Source organism: Pannus brasiliensis CCIBt3594 (genome assembly GCF_036688125.1).
Classification (GTDB): domain Bacteria; phylum Cyanobacteriota; class Cyanobacteriia; order Cyanobacteriales; family Microcystaceae; genus Pannus; species Pannus brasiliensis.
Window position 1 is genome coordinate 13,148 of record NZ_JBAFSM010000032.1, and the last position, 24,760, is coordinate 37,907.

The following is a 24,760-nucleotide window of genomic DNA, read 5'->3' on the forward strand; positions in this document are numbered from 1 at the left end:
CCGTCCAATTCACGGTAATGTCTCGATTTTCTCGACGATCTGACGGGAAATGAAGGGGATCAGCGATCGATCCTGGCTGATCTCTTTCCCCTCGGTGAAAACGACGAGTAGATACGGGGAGCGATCGGGAATCTCGATATAGGCGGAATCGTGGCGTACTTGACTCGTCCACCCCGCTTTCGACCATAATTGAGCGCTCGCGGGCAATCCCTCGCCGATAAATCCCGATACTTGAGTTTCGTCCCCCTGACTCGTCCAATCCGACGGGTTTAAACTCCGTTTCATCAGGGACATCATCGCTTGAGAACGCTGGGAGGAAACCGCGATCCCGCCGATAATCGTGTGAATCAGACGCGCCACGGCATCCGTCGTCAACATATTGCGATTTTCCCGTAATTCTCCGAGAAACGCCCGCTCTCTTCCGTAGGGTCCATCGCACCACGTTTTCTGATTGACGTTAATCGCTTCCAGTTCTTCCCATCCGAGGGATTTAAAATAGCGGTTAACGATGTTGCGTTGCTGTTTCCACGTCTCGAAGGGGCCCGGGGGAATGTCCGGGCCGCTGGTGGTTCCGGAGAGGACATCGACGACTAAACCGGTCGCGTCGTTACTCGAATCGACGATCATATCGCGCGCGGCGCGGTTTAATTCCTCGTTTTCGGGAATCATGCCGCTTTCTAGCCATTCCTGGAGCGCGACCAGATAGAATAATTTGACGATACTCGCCGGATAAATTCGATCGTTCCCGCGATAGTTGAAACCCCGCGGCGCGTGTTTCCAGAATTCCTCGTGAGAGATCGCGCCCCCGGTATTGACCATGACCGGCGGATCGTAGACGATCCAGGTTAGCGCGATCTGTTCGCGGCCGAGTTGGGGAAACGCTTGATAGGTCGCGTCTAGAACGGATGTACCGATAGCTTGCAGTTGGTCGTCGAAACGGAAAAAGGTCATGGAGTCGGGGAACGAGGTGAGAATGAGGGGGTTTCGCGGGGAATCGATCGAGTCTCCCTTGCTATTGTACGGTAGAACCGGCGCGGTCCGCGGGGAGATGGAGAGACGGGGAAATTTCGGGAAATTAATCTTTATAGATGCTTTGATGGATTTTAATTGCTTACGAAATCTCCGTTTTTAATCGTCGTGGTGAATTTTGCTAGAATTGTCGATAAACCCTCGATCGAGTAATTTTTTATGACCTCTATCGCGTTTAAAGAATTATCGGAAATCGTCTTCAAGGCTGAAGATCCGGAAGAACGGCTCTTGATTTCGGGTGTAAGTTGGCAACAGTACGAAGCTTTACTGGCGTATTGGGGAGATGATGCCCCCTATCGTATCGCCTATTTAGAGGGAGTGTTAGAGATTATGTCACCGAGTCGCCGTCATGAACTGGACAAAAAAAATATCGCTCGATTAGTAGAGGTTTATTTAGAAGAGGCGGAAATTAATTTTTGGGCATTAGGTTCTACTACCTTACGGAAAGAGGAACGATCGACGGGAAAAGAACCCGATGAGTGTTTCTGTATCGGCACGGATAAAGAATTTCCCGATCTGGCGATCGAGATCGTTTTAACTAGCGGTGGAATCGATGCTCTGGAAATATATAAAGGCTTGGGAGTCCCGGAAGTTTGGTTCTGGGAAAACGGAAGATTGAAAATTTATTATTTACAGGAGAATGGAGAATACGCGCTCGTTCCTAAGAGCGTTATCTTACCCGATTTAGATGTAGAACTTCTATCGGCATACGTCAACCACACGAATCCCCTACTCGCGCTGAAAGAATTCCGTTCCCGCTCACAACACGTTTTAAAGAGAAAAGAATCACCATGAATTTCCTCGAAATAAATTCAGATCGTAAATTTCAATTATCTCTGATCGGAATCTTTATTTTTTCTGTTCTATTGAGATTCTGGGATCTAAGTCAATTTAACACCCTCGTATTCGATGAAGTTTATTATGCGAAATACGCCAATGACTATTTAATCGGGAAAGAGTTCTTTCAATCCCATCCCCCATTAAGTCAATATTTAATCGCCTTTGGTATCTGGATCGGTTCCCATTTTCCCGCTTCTCCCGACACGATCAACACGCTCACCGGATCGGCTCGATCGACCTTGAGTTACCGTTGGTTGAACGCGCTCACCGGGTCTTTTATCCCGCTCGTTTTCGGGGCGATCGCCTATCAATTAACCTTGCGAAGAAGTACCTGTATCATCGCCTCTTTACTAGCGGCTTTAGACGGTTTATTTCTCGTGGAATCCCGTTACGCGCTCAATAATATTTATCTCATTCTTTTCGGATTATTAGGGCAATTATTTTTTCTCATCTCTCTCCGAAAAACTCGAAAACTAAACTGGTTACTATTAGCGGGTGTCTTTCTCGGACTCTCCGCCTCGATTAAATGGAACGGATTGGGGTTTTTATTGGGAATCTTTTTGCTAATCGGGATCGCTCGGCTAGGAAAACGGTTTTTCCCCCGATACTTTACCGATGAACTTTGGACGAAGACCGCGAACATTAATATCGTCTATATTCCCCTCGCCTTAGTTTTTGTCCCCGCGCTCGTGTATAGCCTTCTCTGGATTCCCCATCTGATCCTGATCCCGCAATATAATTTTATCCAAGTACACCGGGAAATTTGGTCGTTTCACCAGAGAATCAAGGGAAATACCCCGGACGTTCACCCCTATTGTTCCCCGTGGTATAGCTGGTTGATCATGTGGCGACCCGTGGCGTATTATTACGCGGGAAACAGTCGGATCACTTACGATGTTCACGCGATGGCAAACCCGATTTTATTGATACTGTCCACGGGATCGATCGCTTTCTTCCTTCTTCGATCGCTATTCGCGAGAGTTTGGCGATATCGGGATCATTTTAATTCCTTTCTCGCCGTCTATTTTCTCGGTAACTATCTCGCCAATCTCCTGCCGTGGCTCAAGATTAGCCGCTGTACCTTTTTCTATCATTACATGGCCTCCTACTCGTTCGCCATTCTCTCGCTCGCGTGGGTTCTATCCGAGAGTTGGCGAAGTTCGAGCGCGATCGATCGAATGGCCGCGAGGGTATCGATCGTTCTCATCCTTCTCGCCTTTTTCTACTGGCTACCGGTTTATTTAGGATGGCCGCTATCGAGCGATGATTTCCATCGCCGAATGATTTTCCCGAGTTGGATTTAAAGAATAAAATCCCCCCCGTCTCTCTCTCCTCCCGTCCCCCGATCACCTACACTGGATGAGTACAGAAAAGCGTTCGATCGAGTTATGGGTAAACAACGAGTCCTATCCGGAGTTCAACCGACGGGAAATTTACATTTAGGGAACTATCTAGGCGCGATTCGCAACTGGGTTGACGGACAGAAAGAATACGATAACTTCTTCTGCGTGGTCGATTTACACGCGATCACCGTTCCCCACAATCGGGCCACCCTCGCCTCGGATACCCTAGCGATCGCCGCTTTATACCTCGCCTGCGGCATCGATCTAGAATATTCGACCATTTTCGTCCAATCTCACGTCAAAGCGCATACCGAATTAACCTGGCTACTCAACTGTATCACCCCGCTCAACTGGCTCACCGATATGATCCAGTTCAAGGAAAAAGCCGTCAAACAGGGGGAGAACGTGGGAACCGGTTTACTCGATTATCCCGTCCTGATGGCCGCGGATATCCTCCTCTATGACGCGGATAAAGTCCCCGTGGGAGAAGATCAGAAACAGCATTTAGAATTAACCCGCGACATCGCCGTGAGAATTAACCATCTTTTCGGCCAACCGGACGAACCGGTTCTAAAATTGCCCGATCCGATGATCCGCAAAGAAGGCGCGCGGGTGATGAGTTTAACCGACGGCCGCAGTAAAATGTCCAAATCCGATCCCTCGGAACTCAGCCGGATCAATCTCCTCGACACTCCCGACGAGATCGCCAAAAAGATCAAACGCTGTAAAACCGATCCCGTCAAGGGCCTAACCTTCGACGATCCCGATCGCCCCGAATGCAATAATCTACTTACCCTCTACACGATCCTGTCCGGAAAAACCAAGGAAAGCGTCGCCGAAGAATGTCGCGATCTCGGATGGGGACAGTTTAAACCGATGTTGACGGAAGTAGCGATCGAATCCCTGCGTCCGATTCAGGAGAAATATCACCGAATTCGGGAGGAAAAAGGCTATCTAGAGTCGGTTTTACGCGAGGGTCGCGCCAAAGCCGAAACGGTAGCCAATCGGACCCTAGAACGGGTGAAAAACGCGATGGGTTTCCTCCCCCCGTTATAAATCCCGTTTGAAATCCGTCGCGCGCGTTCGGAAAATTTCCGCGCCGAACGCGTTTTAAGATTTTTTTTAGATTGACCTCTGGACTCTTGACCCGATCCGTTAGAATCTATGGTTAAAAACGAGAGAGAACAATGACCACTCGCTTCCGACGCGCCGTTCAAGATCAAGAATTTCTCATCACGGCCGAGATCACGCCCCCGAAAGGCGGCAACCCCTCCCATATGCTAGAAATGGCGCTATGGCTGAAAAATCGGGTTCACGCGGTCAATATTACCGATGGGAGTCGCGCGGTGGTGCGGATGTCCTCTTTAGCGGCCTCGGTGATTCTCTCCCAACACGACATCGAACCCGTCTATCAGGTAGCCTGTCGCGATCGTAATGTCATCGGTCTACAGGCGGATCTTATGGGCGCTCACGCGCTGGGTTTGCGGAATGTTCTGGCGCTCACCGGCGACCCCGTGAAAGCCGGCGATCACCCGGACGCGAGACCGGTATTCGAGCTAGAATCGGTGCGTCTGCTGAAATTAATCGATAAATTGAATAACGGTACGGATTTTAACGGGAAATCGCTTCCAGACGGCGCGCTAGACCTGTTCGCGGGGGCGGCCGTGGACGTGCAGTTAAAAAGTTGGTCGGGATTACAACGTCGTTTCGAGCGCAAAATCGAGGCCGGGGCGCAGTTTTTCCAGAGTCAGCTTGTCACGGATTTCGATCGCCTGCACAAATTCATGGATCAGGTCGCCTCTATCTCCGATAAACCGATCCTCGCGGGAATTTTCCTGTTGAAATCGGCGAAGAACGCGATGTTTTTAAATAAAAACGTGCCGGGGGTCTATATTCCCGACTCGATCGTGCAACGCCTCGCCGAAGCGCCCGATCCCTTACAGGAAGGCATCCAGATCGCCGCCGAACAGATCCAGATCGCCCGGCAACTCTGTCAGGGAGTCCATATCATGGCCATCAAACGCGAGGATCTCGTCCCGAAAATCCTCGATGCGGCGGGAATCGCACCTATACACGACTAGCAAAAAAAGTCAAGTATTTAGCAAAATTTATTATTGGATTAAAATTCTAGCAAAATTGATTGTTATCGATTCAAAATCTGGCAATTCAAACGCTTTACAAGATAGAACTCTCATTCCTCTTGTTTTTTAGTCGGTTACGCTTCGCTAACCCACCCCACGGTCTGCCTCCGATTTTTACCGCCCGTCTTTTGACAGGAACGCGATCATCCTTATACGATCGATAGGCTCGCGGTATCGGTAAGGGTGATATGGAATCCAAAGTAGAAAAAGACGAGATTATTAAAAATTCCGCCGAAAGTTGCGGTTCATCGAAAATTAGGTGGTTTTCTTTCGGGATCGTGCCGACAGGAGTGGTCGCGGTCGGTGTCGTACCGATGGGAGTGGTTTCGATCGGGATCGTGCCGATGGGAGTGATTTCGATCGGTTCGGTGGCGATGGGAGCGCTCGCGGCCGGTCTGGTGTCGATGGGTTTGTTTACTGTCGGTAACGTGTCGATGAGCTTGAATAAAGGTCATTTTTCCAACGTACAGCCCGCCTCGACAGAAGCCCCCCACGAACATCATCATCCGTGAACTACCTACACCGGCCGCTACGCGGTACGGTGTGGGCTTCCAACTTCACGGGGAATAGCGTCCAACAAAACCGAAGTTTTGCCGACCCGACTTACACTCCCTCCGTGAAAAAAAAATTAGAAGAAGCGAGTCGGGCGGGACAGAAGAAAATCAGTGCCAACGAGTAGAGTATTGGGAAAAAGTTCGAGAGATCGACCCGGAAAACCTAGTATTTTTCGATGAAATGGGAACTGACGTGGGTTTGGCACGATTGTACGGTAGAAGATTGAAAGGTCAAAGATTATACGATTTAGAAGCGATATATCGAGGAAAAAATCTGACCGCTATCGGGGCAATAAGCTTGAAAAGAGTTCTCGCTTTCGAGACCCTAACCAAAGCCATGAACGGGGAAGAGTTCAAGAAATTTCTCCGAGAGAGATTAATCCCCGAGTTATGGAAAGGAGCCGCGTTAATCATGGATACCTTAAGCGCGCGCAAAGTCGAGGGTGTCGAAGAAACGCTCCGGGAGGTTGGAGTAAAAGTAATCTATTTATCTCTCTACTCTCTGGAGTTTAACCCGATCGAGCATCTTTGGTCGGAGCTAAAATCTTTCGCACGAAGATTCGCTCCGAAAACGGAAGGAGCGTTAAGAAAATGATTAAAACTTGCCTTACTGCTGGTTAGCGAAAAATATTTAAAGAGCTATTTTACTCATGGTCGCTATTGTACCTTTTAGTTATGCAAAGGGCTGTATCGATATTCTATTCGGATCTCGCGTGCAGGGTTTCTCGAAAAAACGAGGTATACACTCCTCCCGCTGACCGTCTACACCCTAGAAACTTATCCCTCATCTACCGGAAAAAGTTTATCAAATCTTTTTGACTCTCAACTCTTTTGTTAAGCTCTTTTAAATAAACTCAAGTTTTGTGGATAAATTTCCTAAAGCGATATTCTTAGATATATAAATAATTTATCGCTGTCCCTATAAAATCAATCATACCACAGGAGATTACAAGATGCGTTTTGAATATCAAACTCTGATCGGTCAAAATGGTAACTGGTATTTGAATAACATTAACACCTCACCCCTAGGAGATGACCTCGTAGAAGTTCTCAATCAACTAGGCTCGCAAGGTTGGGAAGCTTTCTTTGTTTCGGATTTTGCTCCCGCTAGGTTGCAGGTTTTGTTAAAAAGACCTTACTGATTGACGTTGGCAGGACGGTACTAGAAACCGGATAGTTTGAAGAGCCATTTCTCTCGTTCGATCGAACCCTTTCCCGCTCCTTTTCCCGCGCCTGAAAACCCGAAATCCAGTCAAAAAAAAAGCACCCATCGGGGTGCTGTTGTCGAGTAAATCTTGCGAAAGCTAGGTTAACGCCGCCATTTTCACGTCGTTTTCGGCGAGGAGATTCTGTAACTCTTCCGCGTCCACGGTTTCTTTTTCCACTAGCATCTGCGCGAGTCGATCGAGAATACCGCGATTATTCACGAGAACCTCTTTCGCGCGACGGTAAGCCTGTTCGACCAGATCGCGAACTTCCTCGTCGATCGCCGCCGCGGTTTCATCGGAAAAATCCCGATCGGACGCGATATCGCGACCTAGAAACACGTTCCCGTTCTGACGGCCGAGCGCGACGGGTCCCAGTCGATCGCTCATCCCGAAACGAGTCACCATCTGACGCGCCACCCGCGCCACCTGTTGCAAGTCATTAGACGCGCCGGTCGTCACTTCCTCTTCGCCGAAAATAATTTCCTCGGCTAAACGGCCACCCAACGCCACCGCCATCTGATTTTGCAGGTAGGAACGCGAATAGAGACCGGATTCCATGCGATCCTCGCTCGGCGTGAACCAGGTTAACCCACCGGCGCGACCGCGGGGAATAATGCTAATTTTCTGCACCGGATCGTAATCGGGCATGAGCGCGCCGACTAACGCGTGACCGGCCTCGTGATAGGCGACCAACGTTTTGCGTTTCTCGCTCATCACGCGATTTTTCTTCTCCGGTCCCGCGAGAACCCGATCGATCGCGTCGTTCACCTCGTCCATCGAGATCTCGGTTAAATTGCGCCGCGCCGCCAGAATCGCCGCCTCGTTCAGCAAATTCGCCAGATCCGCGCCGGTGAAACCGGGGGTACGACGGGCGATTTTATCGAGATCCACGTCCCGCGCCAGGGTTTTGCCGCGCGCGTGGACGTTGAGAATTTCCTTCCGTCCGGCGTAATCCGGGCGATCGACCACCACCTGGCGATCGAAACGTCCGGGACGCAGTAACGCCGCGTCTAGCACGTCGGGACGGTTGGTAGCGGCGATGATAATAATCCCCGTATTTCCCTCGAAACCGTCCATTTCCGTTAATAACTGGTTCAGGGTCTGTTCGCGTTCATCGTTACCACCGCCTAATCCCGCGCCCCGTTGCCGGCCTACCGCGTCGATCTCGTCGATAAATACGATACAGGGAGCGTTCGCTTTCGCCTGCTCGAACAGGTCGCGGACACGGGAAGCGCCCACCCCGACGAACATTTCCACGAATTCCGAACCCGAGATACTGAAGAAAGGAACCCCGGCTTCCCCGGCCACCGCGCGCGCGAGAAGGGTTTTACCCGTCCCCGGAGGGCCGACTAACAGCACCCCCTTGGGAATTTTCGCGCCGATCGCCGTGAATCGATCGGCGTTTTTCAAGAAATCCACCACTTCCGCGAGTTCCAATTTCGCGCCCTCGATCCCCGCGACATCCCCGAAGGTTACTTGCGTCTGGGGTTCCATCTGCACTCGCGCCCGCGATTTCCCGAAGTTCATCGCCTGGGAACCCGGCCCGTTTTGCGCCCGACGCAGGAGGAAAAAGAGACCCACGAGCAGGAGGATGGGGAAGAAGAGACTACTTAAGGCTCTCAGCAATACCCCGTCTTCTTTTTGCGGTAGAACGGAAATATCGACGTTATTTTCCGCCAGAATATTGATTAATTGCGGGTCGTTGGGAAGGTTCACCAATACCTGTGTACCGTCCTGATCGGGAACGATCGCGCGGGTTCGATCGGCGCTCAAACGGACGGCCTCGACGTGATTGCTTCTGACTTCCTGTAAAAATTCACTATACTTCCAAGTTTTCTGGACGGCGGGCTGTCGCTCGAAGAAAGCTGACGCTAACGCAAGTACCACTATCAAAAGCAGGGCGTATAGTCCCGCGTTGCGCCATTTCTTGTTATTACCGTTTTTATTCACGCTCTGGCCTCCTAGCGTTGAGGATGATGTAATCTATGCTTTTCGAGGGTTGTTAACTTATGTTAACGTTTCTCAGGATTGATGGACAAGGTTCCGTCACCGTCTCTTCATTTTCTCGGCGATCGCGGCGACCCACCAACCGACGCGCGCATTCTCCCCGGTGGTAAAGTCTCGATCGATCCCCGATTCCCGCGTCCTTCCCTCTCGGTCGATCGCCCGGATCACCCCTCTTTTCAATACTAATCCCGCGCGGATAGAAGTGGTCGCCACTCGATCGATTCGCTTACCCTAGAAATAGTTTTCACGGAAAACCACTTCTGGAAGGGAAAATCCATGACGAACCGAACCGCCACTCTCGGAAAAACAGAAATCCCCGTCACGGCCCTGGGAATCGGGACTTGGGCGTGGGGGGATAAATTATTTTGGAATTACGGGCAAGAATACGGGGAAAAACAGGTTGAAGAGGCTTTTTTCGCCTCGATCGAATCGGGAATTACCTTTTTCGATACGGCGGAAGTGTACGGTCTGGGGGAATCGGAGAGACTGCTGGGGCGGTTTCTCAAACGAACCGAGGTTCCCGTCGATATCGCCACGAAATTCGCGCCCGTACCCTGGCGTTTCGGGGCCGACGCGGTGCATAATTCCGTTACCGAGAGCTTGAAACGGCTGGAGATCGATCGCCTCACCCTCTACCAAGTCCACTGGCCTTTCACCTTCTTTTTAAGCCAGGAAACCCTTCTCAACGCGCTCGCCGAAGAAGTAAAACGCGGTCGTATCGCCGCCGTGGGCGTGAGTAACTATTCCGCCGAGCAAACCCGTCAAGCAGTAGAGATTCTGGCGAAAAAAGGCGTTCCTCTAGCGGTAAATCAGGTTCGCTATTCCCTACTCTCGCGACAGATCGAGACGAAAGGGATTTTCGATACGGCCCGCGAGTTAGGGGTGACGCTTCTCGCTTACAGTCCGCTCGCGCAGGGGTTACTGACGGGGAAATACCGGCCGGGAGAGGCGCAGATTCCCGACGGGGCGAGAAAAACGGATTCTCGTTTCAGCGCCGAGGGATTGCGGAAAATCGAACCGGTGTTAGCTCTCCTAGACGAGTTCGCGGAAAAATACGGCAAAACCCCGGCGCAAGTGGCGTTAAACTGGTTGACCGCGCTCGGGGGAGTGATTCCCATTCCGGGCGCGAAAACGGCGCGTCAGGCACTCGAGAACGCGGGCGCGCTAGGCTGGAGTTTGGAACCCGGAGAGGTCACGCGACTCGAACAGGTAAGCCGTCCCTGGCTGTGACGGGGAGCGCGCGGGGCGATCGATTACAACTCTGTAAAGTTCGTGTCAGATCGGCAAAAAGAAGCTACAATGTCAGATACTTATGTACTAAGTAAGGCGACTGGGTGAATAGTAATGGCGACACTTACCAACAATCCGGATAGAGATAAAGCATTAGGATTAGTTTTAAATCAAATCGAGCGAAATTTCGGGAAAGGCTCGATCATGCGCCTGGGAGACGCGACCCGGATGCGGGTAGAGACCGTTTCTAGCGGCGCGCTCACCCTAGATATGGCCCTGGGAGGAGGTTTACCCAAGGGAAGAATTATCGAGATTTACGGGCCGGAAAGTTCGGGGAAAACCACCCTCGCGCTTCACGCGATCGCCGAGGTACAGAAAGCCGGGGGAGTGGCCGCCTTCGTGGACGCGGAACACGCCCTAGATCCCAGTTATTCCGGGGTTTTGGGGGTTGATATCAATAATCTCCTGGTCGCCCAACCGGACACGGGAGAAGCGGCGCTAGAGATCGTCGATCAGTTGGTGCGATCGTCCGCGGTCGATATCGTGGTGGTAGACTCGGTGGCGGCGCTAGTCCCGCGCGCGGAAATCGAGGGCGAGATGGGCGATACCCAGGTCGGTCTCCAGGCGCGGCTGATGAGTAAAGCCCTCCGGAAAATCGCGGGAAATATCGGGAAATCCGGTTGTCTGGTCATTTTCCTCAACCAATTACGCCAGAAAATCGGCGTAACTTACGGCAACCCGGAAGTCACTACCGGGGGGACTGCGCTGAAGTTTTACGCGTCGGTGCGTCTCGATATCCGTCGGATTCAAACTTTGAAAAAAGGGACGGAAGGGGAATACGGTATCCGCGCCAAGGTGAAGGTGGCGAAAAATAAAGTCGCGCCCCCGTTCCGGATCGCGGAATTCGATATTATTTTCGGCAAGGGTATCTCGCAAGTGGGCTGTATGCTCGATATGGCGGAGCAAACCAATATCGTCACCCGTAAGGGCGCGTGGTACAGCTATAACGGCGAGAATATCGCCCAGGGACGGGATAACGCGGTGAAATACCTCGAAGAGAATCCCGAAGTGGCGGCGACGATCGAACAACAACTACGCGACAAAATGGATATCGGTTCGGTTCCTTTCCCGGTTTCCACCGAAGAGGGAGACGACGAGGACATGGACGGGGAAGAATAGATTTTTTCTCCCGCGCGTTACCGGGTGGGAAGTCCTCGCCCGGATGAACTATCCCCGGCGATTAAATATTTGCCGGGTTCGTTTTTGTGAATGTCCATTCGAGGGTCTCGATCGGGGCGGTTTTTAGCGCGTTGACCAGATCCTCGTTATCGTTAAATTGGAGTCGCGATAGTTCGATCGATTCCACGCTGACGGTGAATTCTGTTTCCTCGAAACACCAGGGTTCGATCGTTAAACGTCCGTCCTCGATCTGTCGGACATCGTAACGGATGCCGTCGATGCCGCTCGTGATTTCTAACGCCCGTCCCGCCTCGGGAATCTGTCGCCGCGTGAGAATTAAGGAGAGTCGATCGCACCAACGCATAAATTGATAGGCGCGTTCGGCCTCTTCCTCGTCGATGTCCAATTCTTTCGGAAAACGTCGCTGGATTTCCGCCTGTTCATCGAGAAAGTCTTTCCACTCGCCGGACACGGATCGTTTCTTGTCATTGAGAAAACAGCAATGCTTGGACGTGAGAAACGTGACCCAACGACCGCGATAGCGAGCGTTTTCGATGTGTTTCCGCCACATCTGTAGAGATACTTCATCGGGAGTCGCGCTCAGGGTAAAATCCATCGGCGCGCCCGCCGGCGTGAGGTGATCGCCCTCCCATTCCTTTTCGAGATCGTCGTGGTGGGAGATGGCGGCGATCGTCTCGTACAGACGAACGGGAGCGTTTCGCCGATCCCAGTGGCCCGCGAGTTTCGCCGCGAGTAACGCGTGGGCGCGATGGTAAATGACCGACCAACCGGTGGGGGTTTGATAGACTATCATGGAGATTTTCGGGTAAATTTCGTCTAAAAATAGGCTTTGGCTTGATTATTGACGATATTTTCCCGATCGAACTCCATCTTTCGTTATATCTGTTCGGAAACTCGATTTCCATCCTCCTTTGTCAGTGTAAGTTCCCGCCCGTCTCCCGCCTAAGTAAGAATCAAAAATCGAATTAAACTATAAACGGACTATGTAGAAAATATTGAGCGAAAAATCCACGTAATCTACCCTTAGATTCTCTTGAATACTCCTTTCTCCTCCTAACTCTTGCCTCCTGCCTCCTGCCTCCTGCCTTCTGCCTCCTGACTCCTGCCTCCTGACTCCTGACTCCCGCCCCGACGAAAAAACTCGTTTTCGACAAGAAAAGCGATCGCCGAACGTAAAGATTTACCACGAACTCCGCACTTCGCTCCCGTTATTCCGTAAATTTAGATACAGAATATCGAGGGAGATACGTGTATGTCTGTACGGCGATCGAGTGTGGCTACGGTTCCGGTTTCCCTGTCGGCCGGAACGTGGGTAAAGCTGAAAACCCCGCCCTCTCTCTATAGTTTCGAGGAAGCCCTGTTACTCTGCGAACAGGACGAGGGACGATGGGTGGCGTGGATTCCCGATTTCGGCGAGATAATCCTGATCGACGGTCAGTTCGATCGGTAGGCATTTTCCGCGTCCCGATAGAAGCCGGAGGACACGCGGATTCTCTATCTTGAAAAACCAGGTTAACCATTCACCGGGCTAAAGTTTTATGTCTAAAAATCAGGTTTTTGACTTTTTTGCCGAAGCCGCCAAAAATGACGGGTTAGGTCAGAAGGTGCGCGCTACCAACGATCCGGAACGATTACTGAGAATCGCCGAAGCGGAAGGGTTCCAGTTTTCCCGCCAGGAACTCGACGAGGCCCTGCGGGAGTTACACGATCGCCCGAACTTTTTCCAGAAATTAGCCCACGCGGTTCTGGACGTTTTCAGCCCCAACCCGGAAGTTCCCCCCTCGATCGGCGTTCAACCCTACGAGGGCGAGATTAAACGCTCTTAACTTAAACTCGCAGTAAAATCGATACCCCGTGACTATCCGTGCCACAGGTGGTGAATAGTTCGTATTTTCGAGCGAATTCTAAGGCTCGATCGCTTTCGGGTTGACTCGTCCGCCAGGGTTTCGGATTGTCGTAGGCGTAAAAAGCCTCGATCCCGTCGATTCCCTCGTTCACCGTCGCGGCGATCGCGTCTTTCGCAGGGAGACGGTAACGGAAGGGATGGGCGAGGATCACCAGACCCCCGGCCCGGTGTAAACACTCGATCACGGTTCCGGCCAGGGCGTTTTCTCCCTCCGGCCGCGTTCCCTGTAGGTAGGGTTCTAGTACAGGGTGTTCCGGATCGAAACCGTAACCGAGGATATGCACCCTCGTATCGAGCAGTTGCGAGGTGATCTCGATGCCCGTCCAGAGGTGCGGGGAAGAACCTTCCGGGTATCGATCGAGCCATTGTCGCGCCCGTCGGTAGCCCTCGATCGAGTGGTGGTCGGTGATCGCCAATCCTTGTAAGCCGATGCGAACGGCCTGTTGGATTACCTCCTCGGGAGTGAGTTGACCGTCGGAACAACGGGTGTGGAGATGGAAATTGTAGTCACGGGGGCAACTATCGGCGGTGATAGTAGACCAAACCGCTTTCAGCCGCGAAATATCTCGGGAGAAAGGACGGATCGCGGAAATAACAGCCATAGCAGATCGAGGAGTTCCCGAAGATTACGAATTGTTACTTCGCAATCTAACAAATTATCGGCAAGATCGGCGAACATTTTCGATCGGAAATACACGAGCTTGACCCGCCCCGATCGACGATCGAGAGAGATCCCGCGCGCGCTCGTCCCCGGAAAGTCCTGTCATCGACGAATCCTGGAATTTTCCCGCGGCGATCGACTGTCGATCCCGGATAGATTCGCAACTGTCTTAGGGTAGAACTTTGTTGATTCTCGATCGAGGGATAAGCCTTAAAATTCCGGACGAGGATAGCGAGAAAGTCGAAGAATAATGTAAACGAGCGAGCGCTTAGAAATACCGGAAGTCGATCGAGGAATGTTTTTCTAGCCGAGACCGATGCTAGAGATCGGGTTAACTCCCTCCCTTTTCGATCGACAAAAAATCGCCGGAAAGTCCCTAAAGATCGCTCAGTTTTCGCGAGACCGAGAAAAGCGATCGATACGCTAAAATCGAACCACATCCCCCGCGAGGCGATCGACCATGACCCTCTCTCTCAACCGCGAGATTATCTACCCCGACAGTGACGGACAGCCGATGGCCGACAATACCGAACAGTTCCGGTGGATCGTGTTGTTCAAGGAAAATCTCGAATGTCTGTTCGCGGACGATCCCGACGTTTTCGTGGCCGGGGATTTACTGTGGTATCCCGTGGAGGGACGGCCGGATATTCGCGTCGCGCCGGATGTGTTCGTCGCCATCGGTCGATCGAAAGGCTATCGGGGTTCCTACCGTCAGTGGCAAGAGGACAATATCGCGCCGCAAGTCGTCTTCGAGATCTTGTCCCCCGGCAATCGATCGAAGGATATGATCCGTAAGCTGAAATTCTACGAACATTACGGGGTAGAAGAATATTACCTGTACGACCCGGAAAATAACGATCTAACGGTTCTGCAACGTCAAGATGGCGAATTACGGGTGATCGAGGACAGAGACGATTGGACGAGTCCGAGATTGGGGATTCGGTTCGTCGTCACCCCGGAAACCCTAGAAGTGTATTACCCCGACGGACGGCGATTTCTCACGACGGTAGAATTAGCGCGACAGGCCGAGCGGGAAAAAGAACGGGCGGAGCGGGAAAAAGAGCGGGCCGATCGATTAGCCGAACGATTAAGATCCCTGGGAATCGATCCAGAAGAAATTTAGCCCCTTTATCGGGAATATTTGGATTTAAACTCTCAAAAAGACCCTTATTTTTATTGGTCGATCAAATACGGGGCGGATCGCGTCCACCCCGTTCGGAGCGATCGCTATTTCCGTCGTCGCCACCAACTACAGATTCCCGCGATGCCCAGCACGATTACCCCCATCATCGCGGAGGGTTCGGGAACGGATTCGACCGCACCTATATCCACCGTCCCGTTGGCGATCCGGATGACTCCGCGTTGATCGGTCGTGATTCCGGGGGGAATCGCGGCGTTATTTCCCGCGTTGACGGCGATACTGGTGGCGGGAAGCGCGTGGGTGAAGGTGGGGCCGCCGTTATCCTGGAGGGGGCCGAGATTCGGATCGCCGGATAGTAGGGGATTACAGCTTCCATCCTCGACGAGATTGTTGATATTCGTGTCGATCGGCCCCACACTGATACAATCACCACCACTCACACTATTAGCGATAATCGTGTTCGCGAAATTGAAAGTTCCGTTGTAATTAAAAATCCCGCCACCAAAGGCCGCCGCGTTATCGGATAACGTACTGTTAGCCAGATCGAGTGACACGCCCAGAAGATTGAAAACACCCCCGCCGACACTATTTACAGCGGTCGCGGTATTTCCGGAGATCGTGCTATTGATAATCGTGGCGCTTCCGTAGTTAAACACGCCCCCGGCCCCCCGCGTGGCCGTATTGCCGGAGAGGGTACTACCGGTAATCGTCACCTCCGCGAAGTTGAACAAACCCCCGGCGTATTGGAAAGCGATATTTCCCGCAAGGGTACTATCGGTAATCGTCAGTGTCGAACCTGGATTGTTAAAACCTCCCCCACCGAAGGCTGAAGTATTGCCGGAGAGGGTACTACCGGTAATCGTCATCGTTCCATCGTTGTAAACCCCCCCACCGGACACGGAAGTATTTCCCGATACGGTACTCCCGGTAATCGTCAGCGTATTGAGGTTAGCGATACCCCCGCCGTAATTGGAAGAACTATTACCCGATACGGTGCTGTTCGTAATGGTCGCCGTTCCCTCGTTGTAGATACCGCCACCGGAAGCCGCGCTATTTCCCGATACGGTGCTGTTCGTAATGGTCGCCGTTCCATCGGTATAGATACCGCCACCGGAATCCGCGCTATTACCCGATACGGTGCTATCGCGGAGATCGAGCGTTCCGACGTTGTAAATGCCTCCCCCGATGAGGGACGAGTTCCCGGAGATGGTGCTGTTGAGGATCTTTACGGTTCCGTTGTAATTTTCGATCCCGCCCCCGGTGGTAGTGGTGGTATTTCCGGAGATCACACTATTACTAATCGTGAGATTACTACGCACGTTCGAGATCCCGCCCCCGAACTTGGCGTTCCCTCCCGTGAGCGTCAATCCGTCGATCGATACATCTCCCGCTTGGTTGAGATAAAATACCCGCGACTGATCGCTTCCCGAGATCGATAATAATCCCGCTCCCGGCCCGTTAATCGTCAGGGAGTCGGTGATTTCTAGATGTCCGGAGGTGAGAGAAATCGTTCCCGATACCGAACTGAACTCGATGGTATCGGCTCCCCCGAGAGCGTTCGCGTCCAGGACGGCCTGGCGTAAACTGCCCGCGCCGGTATCGAAGAGATTCGTAACGCTAAAAGTTGACATGAATTCCCGTGGCTCCGTTCGTGTAGTGAATGTAAACGGGCTAATTTTATTGAAACACGGGAATTTTGAGAGATTAATGAATAAATCTTGCACTATCGTTCAAAATTCTTCAAGAATTGTTATTTTTCGATCGATTTCGAGACCCCTCTTCAGGAAAGTCCGCCCGATCGCCGGGTTCGATCGATCTCTCTCCCGTTTTCCCGCGTCGCGCCGGAACGATCCCGGCTAGAATGAATCGGTCTGTCATCCTCTCTCGATCATGGCCGAACCCATCTATCAAAACCCAGAAAACGCGCCCTTACGCAGTGTCCACACGACGAATTTTCCCGCCATTCTGCAACAACTAGGAATTTCTCTGGTTATCTCCACCTACCAAGCGGGTAAAGTGATCGTCGCCCGCGCGGACGGGAATACCTTAAACACCCATTTTCGCGTGTTTCAAAAACCGATGGGTCTGGCCGTGGACTACGGACGGATGGCGATCGGGTGCGCGTACGGGATCTGGGAACTGCGAAATATGCCCGCGGTCGCTCGGAAACTCGAACCGATCGACAAACACGACGGCTGTTACCTTCCCCGGCGATCGCACATCACCGGGGACATCGATATTCACGAGATGGCCTGGTCCGGCAAGGAACTCTGGTTCGTCAATACCCGCTTTTCCTGTCTCTGTACCCTCGATGACGAACATAGTTTTATCCCCCGCTGGCGACCGAAATTTATCAGCGCGTTAACCCCGGAGGATCGCTGTCACCTCAACGGGTTAGCGATGGTGAACGATCGACCGAAATACGTCACCGCGCTCGGGAAAACCGACACCCTCAACGGTTGGCGCGAGAAGAAAGCGAACGGCGGCGTTTTACTGGACGTGGACACGGGAGAATCGATCGCCACCGGGTTATCGATGCCCCACTCCCCGCGCTGGTATCGCGATCGCCTCTGGGTGCTGGAATCGGGAAACGGTAGCCTCGCGCGGGTCGATCGAACGACGGGAAAACTAGAGACGATCGCCCTATTACCCGGCTTCACGAGAGGATTCGACTTTTGGGGAGATGTCGCCTTTATCGGCTTGTCTCAAGTGCGGGAAACGGCGGTTTTTAGCGGGATTCCCCTTACCGAACGCTTGACAGAACGCACCTGTGGTGTATGGGTGGTGCATATCGAGACCGGACAGACGATCGCGTTCCTGCGTTTCGAGGACGCGGTGCAGGAGATTTTCGCCGTACAGGTACTGCCGGGGTTACGATTCCCGGAAATTATCGACGGGGACGAGACGTTATTGGGAACCTCCTACGCGCTCCCCGATTCGGCGCTGGCCGAGGTTCCGGCCGAGCGTAAACAGATCGTGTCGCGACCGGCGCGAGCGCGCGAGGGATTCGGGTAAATTTACGGCGGCGATCGATCGCGGGGAACGTCCGGCGCTCCCGTTCGTCAATGGCCTATCAGGTACTATCCCCGCCAGATCGAGCCGTTTTTTATGAACGATAATTTACCCCCGTTTTTTGACGATTCCGCGATCGAGGAAACGGTGATTACCGCCGAAGTTATCGAGCGCGAGAGTTCGACGACGGATACTGCCGGAATCGAGCGGTCAGATGACCTTAATCGGGCATTACGCGCCACGATCGCCCGACTCGAACGAGAGTTATCCGCGATGAAAGCACAGGTAGAAACCCGCGACCGTCGTTTACGAAGCTACGAAACCCTTCTCGCGCGACAGACGGAGGAGTTAAATCGCGAGCGTCAACAGTTACAGCGAGCGCTCGCCGAGGTGGAGAGTTATCGGGAAGTGGAACGCCTGCAAAAACGCTCGCTTCTCGCGCTTTCCGAGGAACTGGCGGCGACGCGGGAACAATTCGCCCGTCTGGAACGAGAATGCACCTTATTACAGGAAGAGAGTAACGAGAAAACCCAACGCGCGATCGTCGCGGAAAAAGAGATCGAGGAATTACTCTCGCGCCTGCAACGTCAACAACGCTACGCCCTACAGTATAAAGCGGCCCTAGATCAGTGTCTGGGGAAAGCGGCCGAGCGAGTTTCCCCGACGGATCTGGCGATCGTGCCGAAAAATACCTCGATCGAACCCTGGAAAGACCCGGAAGCGGAAAACCTTACCCCGGCCGCGGGGGACGAGGGAGCGGACGGCGACGATATCGATGAACTGCTCGCCGAATTCGAGCGGATCGAATCTTTAGCACCGTCCTACCGCAAAACCGCCGATTGGCCGTCCCCGATTATCTCTCCCTACACGCCGAAATACACGTCCACCCGCGTCGATCTGCCCACTTTCTTGAAAAATCGCCCCGAGAAATCCGAATAATATCAATTTTCTATAGGTCTAGTAGGGATACGGGCGCGGGGAAAAGGGCAAGGGGAAAGGGGAAAAGGCTTATCCGTCCACCTTGACCCTTGACCCTTTACAAGCGAGTCTCTCCTGCTTTTGGGCAAACGGCAAGGAGACCTCGAAGCGCGATGCGTTTTCGAGGGTCTAAAAACTTCAAAAGCTAGAATAAATACGAGATAAATAGAATTTTTTCGAGATTTCTAAAAAATATTCTTTATTCCTTCTCCTGGCTCCTGACTCCCCGACCACGCGAAAGTTGTTGCATTCCGCGAGAGGTCTAATCCCTCGATCGCCGCGATCGCGAACTCGCGCGCGAGGAAAGAGCGTAGGAGTCGTTGACCGATCGAGAGCAGTTGGACTCGGGAGCGGGCGATCTCGACCGGTTCGCCGACGAGCCGACAAAAGCGATCGAGATCGAGGAGCGATCGACAGAAATCGCCGGCGAGCCTTTCCTTTCTCGCCGTTTCCGGGCGATCGACCACGGTTAACAGTTGTAAGAATAGGGCGCGCTCGACGGGATTATAGGAAGGTACGGAAGAGGGCGGATCGACAATTCCCTCGCGTTCGGCTAGACGTAACCGCGAACAACAGCGAGCGTGAGTGTATTGAAAGAGGAAGAAAAAACGCGGGTTCGGTTCGCGGGGGGGATGGTAGGGGAAAAATCGATCGAGCGATTCCACCAGTCCCCGTAACCAGAGCCAGAGCGCGCGATCGTCGAGTCGGATCTCTAACCAACCGTCGTCCGCGAGCGTGACGTTCATCCCGGAGATCGCGACAAACCGCCGGACGATTTCGGCACGACGCTCGATCGAGAAAGCGTACTGGAGGGGACAGCGATAGACGATATCCCCCGCGAGGAGCGAACGGTACACCGGCAAGCGCGGCGGCTCGCCGTTATTCGCGAGGGGGAAAGATTGTCGCAGTAACCGCTCGATCGAGGGGTGAACCGCGGAAAAAGAATCGTTCACGCCGATTTTTTCGGTAAAATACCAACTTTTTTAGATAGATGAGTTCCGAGTTTCCGCGTTGGCAGAAATAGGGTCGTTTAGGGCGGATTTTCGCGAAACGCTGGCATTAATTCCCCTATTCTCTCGCGTTTCCTCTGTCGAGGGGGAAAAAAATTTTTTTCCATTCCCCGATCGATTGTATACTCGAACCGAATTTTCGGGAATTCTTATTATTGATAGGAATCACCCGAGAGATCGATCATGGCCCCCCAATATTCCCCTCGCGATTTACCTGTCCGTCGTATCCCTTCCCGAAAAAAACAGATAATTTCCCCGTTGTCGCTGACGATCGGGATATTTGTCGGGGCCGCGCTCTTCGGACTCGCTAGGACACTTCCGAACCTCTTATTTCCGAATCAATTTTCCTCGCGAGCGAATGTACTTCTGTCCGCCGGGAAAGACACGCCCCCACCGAGCGATCTCGTCGCGGGAAGCGGCGATCGGGTCCGGGGCGCGAATTATCGCTCGATCGACGAACTAGCCCGCTCTCTCGATTATCAGGGCAACTCGGTAGCGGAACTGGCCGCCCTTTTATCCCGGTTCGCCATCACCCCGGCCGAGAAAGCCCGCGCGATCTACACCTGGATCGCCTATCACATCAACTACGACGTATCCGGTTTTTTGCGGGGAAATTACGGGGATACTAGCCCGAGCGCGGTACTATCCTCCCGATCGACCATCTCTGCCGGTTACGCCAATCTTTATCAGGCTCTAGCGAAGGAAATGGGTCTAGACACGGCCTCGATCGCGGGATACGCGCGGGGATCGGATTATCTCGTCGGCAACCCGGACGCGATCAACCACGTTTGGAACGCGGTGAAAATCGAGAACGCGTGGTATCTCGTCGATCCGACCTGGGGCGCGGGAACGGTAAACGGGGAGAACTTTCAGGCGAGTTTCAACCCGTACTATTTCGCCACGCCGCCGGAACAGTTGATTTATAGCCATTTTCCCGTTCGATCGCCCTGGCAATTGCTCTCGCAAGCTTACACGAAAGAACAGTTCGATTCTTTACCGAGCGTGTCCTCGAATTTCTTCGCCGATGGACTGGAATTAGTCAGTCCTCGCGACCGCGATCTCGCGACGAACGGTAGCGCGGAAATCCGGTTGAGAGTTCCCGTCGATACCCTGATTTCCGCGCGAATCCAGCAGAATTCCACGCCTCTAAACGATAAATACCTCCTGATCCAGCAGAAAAATGGCGAGGCGACTATTCAAGCCGCTTTTCCCGCTCCCGGAACCTACGAGCTACAAATTTTCTCGAAACGGCGCTCGGATGAGAGTCTTTTACAGCGATCGCTCGCCTATCGCGTCACGGCCGGAGCGAGCGGCGCGGCTTTCCCGAAAATCTTTGCCGGTTTCAGCGACAATAACGCCTATCTTTACAATCCCACCGCGGGACAGTTACCGGCCGGTCAAATCGTCCCCTTTGGGATCGAGGTTCCGAACGCGCTAGAGGTCGCGGTGATCGATGGAGCGTCCGGGAAGTGGACCCCGCTGACTCGATCGGGTAGCGCTTTCGTCGGTAACGTGTCGATCGGTACGGGAAAAGTCGCCCTCGCCGCTAAATTCCCCGGAAACGATGACTACACGACGCTCCTGGAGTACAATAACTGATTCAAAACGCGAGAAACACCGCTTTTTTTCCTGAAAACGTCAAAATATTTCGATTCGTAATCGTCAGGGGAATTTCTTTCTTCCCGATACCTTTTGCCGTGACCTTACTTCTAAAGTCGGGAGTCTGGAGGGTTGAGGAGAAGTAAATAAAGTATAAAAAGATTAAAATATCTATTTTTTGCTAAATATCCCTTAAATTACAAACTTTGTCCGTTAAATTTGATCTGCAATTTTCCATAACACGATATTTGTTTTTTGTCAACTACCTAAAAGCTTTAAAAACTGACAATTTATCAAAAAAAACGAGCTTTCTGAAATTTATTGAAATCTCGCGATTGATCATTCCTTCTGCCTCCTACCGACCGCTTCCTTCGATCGGGATTCCCGCTCTTCGGGGCGCGGGGGGAGCGACACGGGAGATAATGAAGAAAGAGATTGGAAAGTAAAGCGTGATATGAAAGGGCAGAAAAACGCGATAAAACGGATTCTAGACGCGAATTTAGACCGCGCGAGGGAGGGTTTACGGATTATCGAGGAATGGTGTCGTTTCGGTTTGGACGATCGGGAGTTGGCACTCTCGTGTAAGGAAATGCGGCACGAGTTGGCCGCTTGGCACTCGATCGATCTCAAAAGTAGCCGGGACACTCCCAACGACATCGGGACGGAAATCACCCACGAGGGGGAGGAGACGCGGGAATCGATCGAGGGACTGCTACAGGCGAATCTGGCGCGGGTACAGGAGGCGCTGAGGGCGATCGAGGAATACGGCAAGCTGTACGATAGCCGGATGGGAACGGCGTTTAAAGCGTTACGGTATCGGGTGTATAGTCTGGAAAGTACACTATCCGGCCGGACTCTCCTGCAAAAACTGAAGGATTCGCCGCTCTATTTCGTGACCTCGCCGGAAGAGAATTTAGAGGCGATCGTGGAAGAGGCGTTACGAGCGGGATTGAGTTTGGTACAATACCGGGATAAAACCGCCGATGATACGGTACGTTTGGAAAAAGCGGCGAGATTACGGGAATTATGCCATCGGTACGGGGCGTTATTTATCCTGAACGATCGGGTGGATATCGCGAGCGCGGTGAACGCGGACGGGGTGCATCTCGGCCAACAGGATATCCCGATCGCCCTGGCGCGGGAATTTCTGGGGTCTGGGGCGATTATCGGTCGATCGACCACCAATCCGACGGAAATGGAAAAGGCGATTCAAGAGGGCGCGGATTATGTCGGGGTGGGCCCGGTGTACGAGACTCCCACGAAACCGGGGAAATCCGCGGCGGGATTGGAATACGTGCGTTACGCGCTCTCGAACTGCCCGATCCCCTGGTTCGCGATCGGCGGGATCGACGCGGGAAACGTGGACGAGGTGATCGCGGCCGGCGCGAGTCGGGTGGCGGTGGTGCGGGCGATCTCCCGATCGAGCGAACCGGGCGTTGTAACCGGTCAATTATTGGATAAATTAACGTCAGTTCGGGATAAGAATTTGACGATTTTTCGGTGAGAAGCCGAGTCTTATTCGGGGGACTAGCCCCCCGAACCCCCCACCGGGGGAGGGGTGCCTCCCCCGGACCCCCCGCACAAGGCCACGCGCGACATCACTGCGAGTTGATAAGATTTTGGGATGACTCGAATGAGAAGATCTCGATTCTGACTTATCCAGAACTGACGTTAAATTACAAAAATCTCGTGAAAATCAACAATAAATCGGCGACTTTATGACTGAAATTACCGTACAGGTGAACGGGAAACCGCGGGATTGTTCTCCGGGGACGACTTTACCGAAACTGTTGGAGGGGTTGGGAATGAACCCGCGACTGGTGGCGGTGGAGTATAACGGGGAGATCCTGCACCGTCAGTTCTGGGAGACGACGGAGATGAAAGACGGGGATATTTTAGAGGTGGTGACGATCGTGGGCGGGGGATAGCGCGAAAAAATAGCCCCGCGAACTTTCCGGGGCCGGTAAGCTATGACTGCAAGAAGTTTTTAACCGCGCTAGGGTCGATCGTTCGGCCCGTAACCGATCACGGCGATCTTGTGGCGGTAGACTAATTCGGCGCCGTACCATCCGGTTAAACCGAGAGTGGCGGCCACGATGAGGGAGAGAATTACACCGATCGGTAAAATGGCCCCCGCGGGATCGTTCCAGCGTAATAGGAGGCTGATCCCGGAGAGAACGATCGCGGCGATATTGCCGATCATGTGGAACCAGCCGGCGCTATGTTGACGGACGCGGTTGATTTTGAGGAAATCCATCAAGCCGGTCGCCATCGCGAGCAATCCCGTCAGAATACCGCCGATTAAGAGCCAGAAGGACGCGCGGGGCCAGAAAGCGTCCCCCGTGAACCAGTAGATCAGGTCGGTGAGTAGGACGGAGGTGAGAAAAGCGATCGGGAAGGTGACGATCAGGGGATGCAGGGGATGGCCGGCGATCGCCACGGTACTGGGAACACCACTATCGCGATATTCTCTCTCGTCACTCTCGATCAGGGGGGGAACATTAGGAGTTTGAGTCATGGTTCACTAAGTGCGCGATATTTCGCGGGTTAACGATTATTCTTCGCCGGTATCGATGTCGGGGACGAGATCGGGGCGTTTTTTGTCCTCCCATCCGAGGGGACGTTTGGAGTTGTACCAGGCGATCGAACCGATGCCCGCGGCGGCGATAAATCCTAAAATGAATACGAGAAGGAGGGAGAATCCGGGCCCGTTCACCCCGGACGGAATCGCGTTCTCGATATTCTCGACTAAAAAGTACATTTTTTATAACCTCGCTCGCGAAGATTTTCACGCTTTTCACGCTTTACTGTACCGAGGATAGCCTTACTCGAACATCCGACCGATTCGGTATTTTTAGAGGAAATTTCTCTATCGATCGAGATAAAATAGCGATCGATTTT

28 protein-coding genes are annotated in these 24,760 nt (G+C 52.8%); 17 read left to right on the top strand and 11 right to left on the bottom strand.

What is annotated here, in order from left to right; all coding sequences use genetic code 11:
* Positions 1-9: 9 nt before the first annotated feature.
* Complete coding sequence (locus V0288_RS15855) at positions 10-951, bottom strand: serine hydrolase (RefSeq protein WP_332866108.1); 942 nt, start codon at positions 949-951, stop codon at positions 10-12.
* A gap of 237 nt (positions 952-1,188) precedes the next feature.
* On the opposite strand from V0288_RS15855, the gene V0288_RS15860 reads away from it, so the two are divergent.
* The 7 genes from V0288_RS15860 to V0288_RS15890 all read left to right on the top strand — a co-directional run bounded on the left by V0288_RS15860 (position 1,189) and on the right by V0288_RS15890 (position 6,502).
* Positions 1,189-1,824 (top strand): Uma2 family endonuclease, encoded by a 636-nt coding sequence (locus V0288_RS15860; protein ID WP_332866109.1) that lies wholly within the window; start codon positions 1,189-1,191, stop codon positions 1,822-1,824.
* An 11-nt stretch (positions 1,825-1,835) separates the two neighbouring features.
* Positions 1,836-3,173 (top strand): dolichyl-phosphate-mannose--protein mannosyltransferase, encoded by a 1,338-nt coding sequence (locus V0288_RS15865; protein WP_422661994.1) that lies wholly within the window; start codon positions 1,836-1,838, stop codon positions 3,171-3,173.
* Between the two features lie 84 nt (positions 3,174-3,257).
* On the top strand, positions 3,258-4,268 hold the full coding sequence (trpS, locus tag V0288_RS15870; protein ID WP_332866111.1) for a tryptophan--tRNA ligase: 1,011 nt from the start codon (positions 3,258-3,260) through the stop codon (positions 4,266-4,268).
* 131 nt (positions 4,269-4,399) lie between these two features.
* A complete protein-coding gene (locus V0288_RS15875) occupies positions 4,400-5,293 on the top strand; it encodes a methylenetetrahydrofolate reductase (protein ID WP_332866112.1) in 894 nt (297 codons plus the stop codon).
* A 248-nt stretch (positions 5,294-5,541) separates the two neighbouring features.
* On the top strand, positions 5,542-5,865 hold the full coding sequence (locus tag V0288_RS15880; protein ID WP_332866113.1) for a hypothetical protein: 324 nt from the start codon (positions 5,542-5,544) through the stop codon (positions 5,863-5,865).
* A complete protein-coding gene (locus tag V0288_RS15885; protein WP_332866114.1) occupies positions 5,862-6,032 on the top strand; it encodes a hypothetical protein in 171 nt (56 codons plus the stop codon). Before V0288_RS15880 ends, V0288_RS15885 begins: the two co-directional genes overlap by 4 nt.
* A 23-nt stretch (positions 6,033-6,055) precedes the next feature.
* Entirely contained in the window at positions 6,056-6,502 is a 447-nt protein-coding gene (locus tag V0288_RS15890; RefSeq protein WP_332866157.1) for a transposase, read from the top strand.
* Between the two features lie 709 nt (positions 6,503-7,211).
* On the opposite strand, the gene ftsH3 is transcribed toward V0288_RS15890, so the two are convergent.
* Entirely contained in the window at positions 7,212-9,065 is a 1,854-nt protein-coding gene (gene ftsH3 / locus V0288_RS15895) for an ATP-dependent zinc metalloprotease FtsH3 (RefSeq protein ID WP_332866115.1), read from the bottom strand.
* 96 nt (positions 9,066-9,161) lie between these two features.
* The gene (locus tag V0288_RS15900) at positions 9,162-9,335 is read right to left on the bottom strand and encodes a hypothetical protein (RefSeq protein WP_332866116.1); all 174 of its coding nucleotides are present in this window, start codon (positions 9,333-9,335) and stop codon (positions 9,162-9,164) included.
* 63 nt (positions 9,336-9,398) lie between these two features.
* Here V0288_RS15900 and V0288_RS15905 point away from each other — a divergent pair, with 63 nt between their 5' ends.
* Both V0288_RS15905 and recA read left to right on the top strand, forming a co-directional pair.
* Positions 9,399-10,352 carry an aldo/keto reductase gene (locus V0288_RS15905; RefSeq protein ID WP_332866117.1) on the top strand — a complete coding sequence of 318 codons (954 nt, stop codon included), beginning with the start codon at positions 9,399-9,401 and terminating at the stop codon, positions 10,350-10,352.
* A 114-nt stretch (positions 10,353-10,466) separates the two neighbouring features.
* Positions 10,467-11,531, top strand: coding sequence for a recombinase RecA (gene recA / locus V0288_RS15910; protein ID WP_332866118.1), 1,065 nt, complete (start codon positions 10,467-10,469; stop codon positions 11,529-11,531).
* Between the two features lie 61 nt (positions 11,532-11,592).
* Here the strand turns inward: recA and V0288_RS15915 are convergent, their stop codons facing one another.
* Both V0288_RS15915 and V0288_RS15920 read right to left on the bottom strand, forming a co-directional pair.
* Positions 11,593-12,345 carry a DUF3891 family protein gene (locus V0288_RS15915; RefSeq protein ID WP_332866119.1) on the bottom strand — a complete coding sequence of 251 codons (753 nt, stop codon included), beginning with the start codon at positions 12,343-12,345 and terminating at the stop codon, positions 11,593-11,595.
* Positions 12,346-12,517: 172 nt separating this feature from the next.
* Positions 12,518-12,706 carry a hypothetical protein gene (locus V0288_RS15920; RefSeq protein WP_332866120.1) on the bottom strand — a complete coding sequence of 63 codons (189 nt, stop codon included), beginning with the start codon at positions 12,704-12,706 and terminating at the stop codon, positions 12,518-12,520.
* A 98-nt stretch (positions 12,707-12,804) separates the two neighbouring features.
* On the opposite strand from V0288_RS15920, the gene V0288_RS15925 reads away from it, so the two are divergent.
* Together V0288_RS15925 and V0288_RS15930 are read left to right on the top strand one after the other, a co-directional pair.
* Positions 12,805-13,002, top strand: a complete 198-nt coding sequence (locus V0288_RS15925; protein WP_332866121.1) for a hypothetical protein — start codon at positions 12,805-12,807, stop codon at positions 13,000-13,002.
* An 88-nt stretch (positions 13,003-13,090) separates the two neighbouring features.
* A complete protein-coding gene (locus tag V0288_RS15930) occupies positions 13,091-13,378 on the top strand; it encodes a Nif11-like leader peptide family RiPP precursor (RefSeq protein WP_332866122.1) in 288 nt (95 codons plus the stop codon).
* Position 13,379: 1 nt separating this feature from the next.
* Here V0288_RS15930 and V0288_RS15935 read toward each other — a convergent pair whose 3' ends face one another.
* On the bottom strand, positions 13,380-14,060 hold the full coding sequence (locus V0288_RS15935) for a PHP domain-containing protein (RefSeq protein WP_332866123.1): 681 nt from the start codon (positions 14,058-14,060) through the stop codon (positions 13,380-13,382).
* A gap of 519 nt (positions 14,061-14,579) precedes the next feature.
* On the opposite strand from V0288_RS15935, the gene V0288_RS15940 reads away from it, so the two are divergent.
* Positions 14,580-15,242, top strand: a complete 663-nt coding sequence (locus tag V0288_RS15940; protein ID WP_332866125.1) for a Uma2 family endonuclease — start codon at positions 14,580-14,582, stop codon at positions 15,240-15,242.
* A 104-nt stretch (positions 15,243-15,346) separates the two neighbouring features.
* On the opposite strand, the gene V0288_RS15945 is transcribed toward V0288_RS15940, so the two are convergent.
* Positions 15,347-16,891, bottom strand: a complete 1,545-nt coding sequence (locus V0288_RS15945) for a choice-of-anchor Q domain-containing protein (protein WP_332866126.1) — start codon at positions 16,889-16,891, stop codon at positions 15,347-15,349.
* Positions 16,892-17,000: 109 nt separating this feature from the next.
* Positions 17,001-17,138 carry a hypothetical protein gene (locus V0288_RS15950; RefSeq protein ID WP_332866128.1) on the bottom strand — a complete coding sequence of 46 codons (138 nt, stop codon included), beginning with the start codon at positions 17,136-17,138 and terminating at the stop codon, positions 17,001-17,003.
* 12 nt (positions 17,139-17,150) lie between these two features.
* Here V0288_RS15950 and V0288_RS15955 point away from each other — a divergent pair, with 12 nt between their 5' ends.
* Entirely contained in the window at positions 17,151-18,275 is a 1,125-nt protein-coding gene (locus V0288_RS15955; protein ID WP_332866129.1) for a TIGR03032 family protein, read from the top strand.
* A gap of 93 nt (positions 18,276-18,368) precedes the next feature.
* Positions 18,369-19,211, top strand: coding sequence for a hypothetical protein (locus V0288_RS15960; RefSeq protein WP_332866130.1), 843 nt, complete (start codon positions 18,369-18,371; stop codon positions 19,209-19,211).
* Between the two features lie 224 nt (positions 19,212-19,435).
* Here the strand turns inward: V0288_RS15960 and V0288_RS15965 are convergent, their stop codons facing one another.
* Positions 19,436-20,203: a hypothetical protein gene (locus V0288_RS15965; RefSeq protein WP_332866131.1), complete on the bottom strand. Its 768-nt coding sequence runs from the start codon at positions 20,201-20,203 to the stop codon at positions 19,436-19,438.
* Between the two features lie 240 nt (positions 20,204-20,443).
* Between V0288_RS15965 and V0288_RS15970 the strand changes: the two genes are divergently transcribed.
* The 3 genes from V0288_RS15970 (at position 20,444) to thiS (ending at position 23,787) form a co-directional block, all read left to right on the top strand.
* Positions 20,444-21,859 (top strand): transglutaminase domain-containing protein, encoded by a 1,416-nt coding sequence (locus V0288_RS15970; protein WP_332866132.1) that lies wholly within the window; start codon positions 20,444-20,446, stop codon positions 21,857-21,859.
* Between the two features lie 454 nt (positions 21,860-22,313).
* Entirely contained in the window at positions 22,314-23,363 is a 1,050-nt protein-coding gene (locus tag V0288_RS15975) for a thiamine phosphate synthase (RefSeq protein WP_332866133.1), read from the top strand.
* A 214-nt stretch (positions 23,364-23,577) separates the two neighbouring features.
* On the top strand, positions 23,578-23,787 hold the full coding sequence (thiS, locus tag V0288_RS15980) for a sulfur carrier protein ThiS (protein WP_332866134.1): 210 nt from the start codon (positions 23,578-23,580) through the stop codon (positions 23,785-23,787).
* A 68-nt stretch (positions 23,788-23,855) separates the two neighbouring features.
* On the opposite strand, the gene V0288_RS15985 is transcribed toward thiS, so the two are convergent.
* Both V0288_RS15985 and psb35 read right to left on the bottom strand, forming a co-directional pair.
* Positions 23,856-24,377, bottom strand: coding sequence for a DUF2231 domain-containing protein (locus tag V0288_RS15985; RefSeq protein WP_332866135.1), 522 nt, complete (start codon positions 24,375-24,377; stop codon positions 23,856-23,858).
* A gap of 36 nt (positions 24,378-24,413) precedes the next feature.
* Positions 24,414-24,620 carry a photosystem II assembly protein Psb35 gene (gene psb35 / locus V0288_RS15990; RefSeq protein ID WP_332866136.1) on the bottom strand — a complete coding sequence of 69 codons (207 nt, stop codon included), beginning with the start codon at positions 24,618-24,620 and terminating at the stop codon, positions 24,414-24,416.
* Positions 24,621-24,760 lie beyond the last annotated feature (140 nt).

Excerpts from the sequence above, each read along its gene's own strand:
- V0288_RS15855 (WP_332866108.1), bottom strand. The coding sequence starts at position 951 with ATGACCTTTTTCCGTTTCGACGACCAACTGCAAGCTATCGGTACATCC.
- V0288_RS15860 (WP_332866109.1), top strand. The coding sequence starts at position 1,189 with ATGACCTCTATCGCGTTTAAAGAATTATCGGAAATCGTCTTCAAGGCT.
- trpS (WP_332866111.1), top strand. The coding sequence starts at position 3,258 with ATGGGTAAACAACGAGTCCTATCCGGAGTTCAACCGACGGGAAATTTA.
- V0288_RS15875 (WP_332866112.1), top strand. The coding sequence starts at position 4,400 with ATGACCACTCGCTTCCGACGCGCCGTTCAAGATCAAGAATTTCTCATC.
- V0288_RS15880 (WP_332866113.1), top strand. The coding sequence starts at position 5,542 with ATGGAATCCAAAGTAGAAAAAGACGAGATTATTAAAAATTCCGCCGAA.
- V0288_RS15905 (WP_332866117.1), top strand. The coding sequence starts at position 9,399 with ATGACGAACCGAACCGCCACTCTCGGAAAAACAGAAATCCCCGTCACG.
- recA (WP_332866118.1), top strand. The coding sequence starts at position 10,467 with ATGGCGACACTTACCAACAATCCGGATAGAGATAAAGCATTAGGATTA.
- V0288_RS15915 (WP_332866119.1), bottom strand. The coding sequence starts at position 12,345 with ATGATAGTCTATCAAACCCCCACCGGTTGGTCGGTCATTTACCATCGC.
- V0288_RS15925 (WP_332866121.1), top strand. The coding sequence starts at position 12,805 with ATGTCTGTACGGCGATCGAGTGTGGCTACGGTTCCGGTTTCCCTGTCG.
- V0288_RS15930 (WP_332866122.1), top strand. The coding sequence starts at position 13,091 with ATGTCTAAAAATCAGGTTTTTGACTTTTTTGCCGAAGCCGCCAAAAAT.
- V0288_RS15935 (WP_332866123.1), bottom strand. The coding sequence starts at position 14,060 with ATGGCTGTTATTTCCGCGATCCGTCCTTTCTCCCGAGATATTTCGCGG.
- V0288_RS15940 (WP_332866125.1), top strand. The coding sequence starts at position 14,580 with ATGACCCTCTCTCTCAACCGCGAGATTATCTACCCCGACAGTGACGGA.
- V0288_RS15945 (WP_332866126.1), bottom strand. The coding sequence starts at position 16,891 with ATGTCAACTTTTAGCGTTACGAATCTCTTCGATACCGGCGCGGGCAGT.
- V0288_RS15950 (WP_332866128.1), bottom strand. The coding sequence starts at position 17,138 with ATGACAGACCGATTCATTCTAGCCGGGATCGTTCCGGCGCGACGCGGG.
- V0288_RS15955 (WP_332866129.1), top strand. The coding sequence starts at position 17,151 with ATGGCCGAACCCATCTATCAAAACCCAGAAAACGCGCCCTTACGCAGT.
- V0288_RS15960 (WP_332866130.1), top strand. The coding sequence starts at position 18,369 with ATGAACGATAATTTACCCCCGTTTTTTGACGATTCCGCGATCGAGGAA.
- V0288_RS15970 (WP_332866132.1), top strand. The coding sequence starts at position 20,444 with ATGGCCCCCCAATATTCCCCTCGCGATTTACCTGTCCGTCGTATCCCT.
- V0288_RS15975 (WP_332866133.1), top strand. The coding sequence starts at position 22,314 with ATGAAAGGGCAGAAAAACGCGATAAAACGGATTCTAGACGCGAATTTA.
- thiS (WP_332866134.1), top strand. The coding sequence starts at position 23,578 with ATGACTGAAATTACCGTACAGGTGAACGGGAAACCGCGGGATTGTTCT.
- V0288_RS15985 (WP_332866135.1), bottom strand. The coding sequence starts at position 24,377 with ATGACTCAAACTCCTAATGTTCCCCCCCTGATCGAGAGTGACGAGAGA.
- psb35 (WP_332866136.1), bottom strand. The coding sequence starts at position 24,620 with ATGTACTTTTTAGTCGAGAATATCGAGAACGCGATTCCGTCCGGGGTG.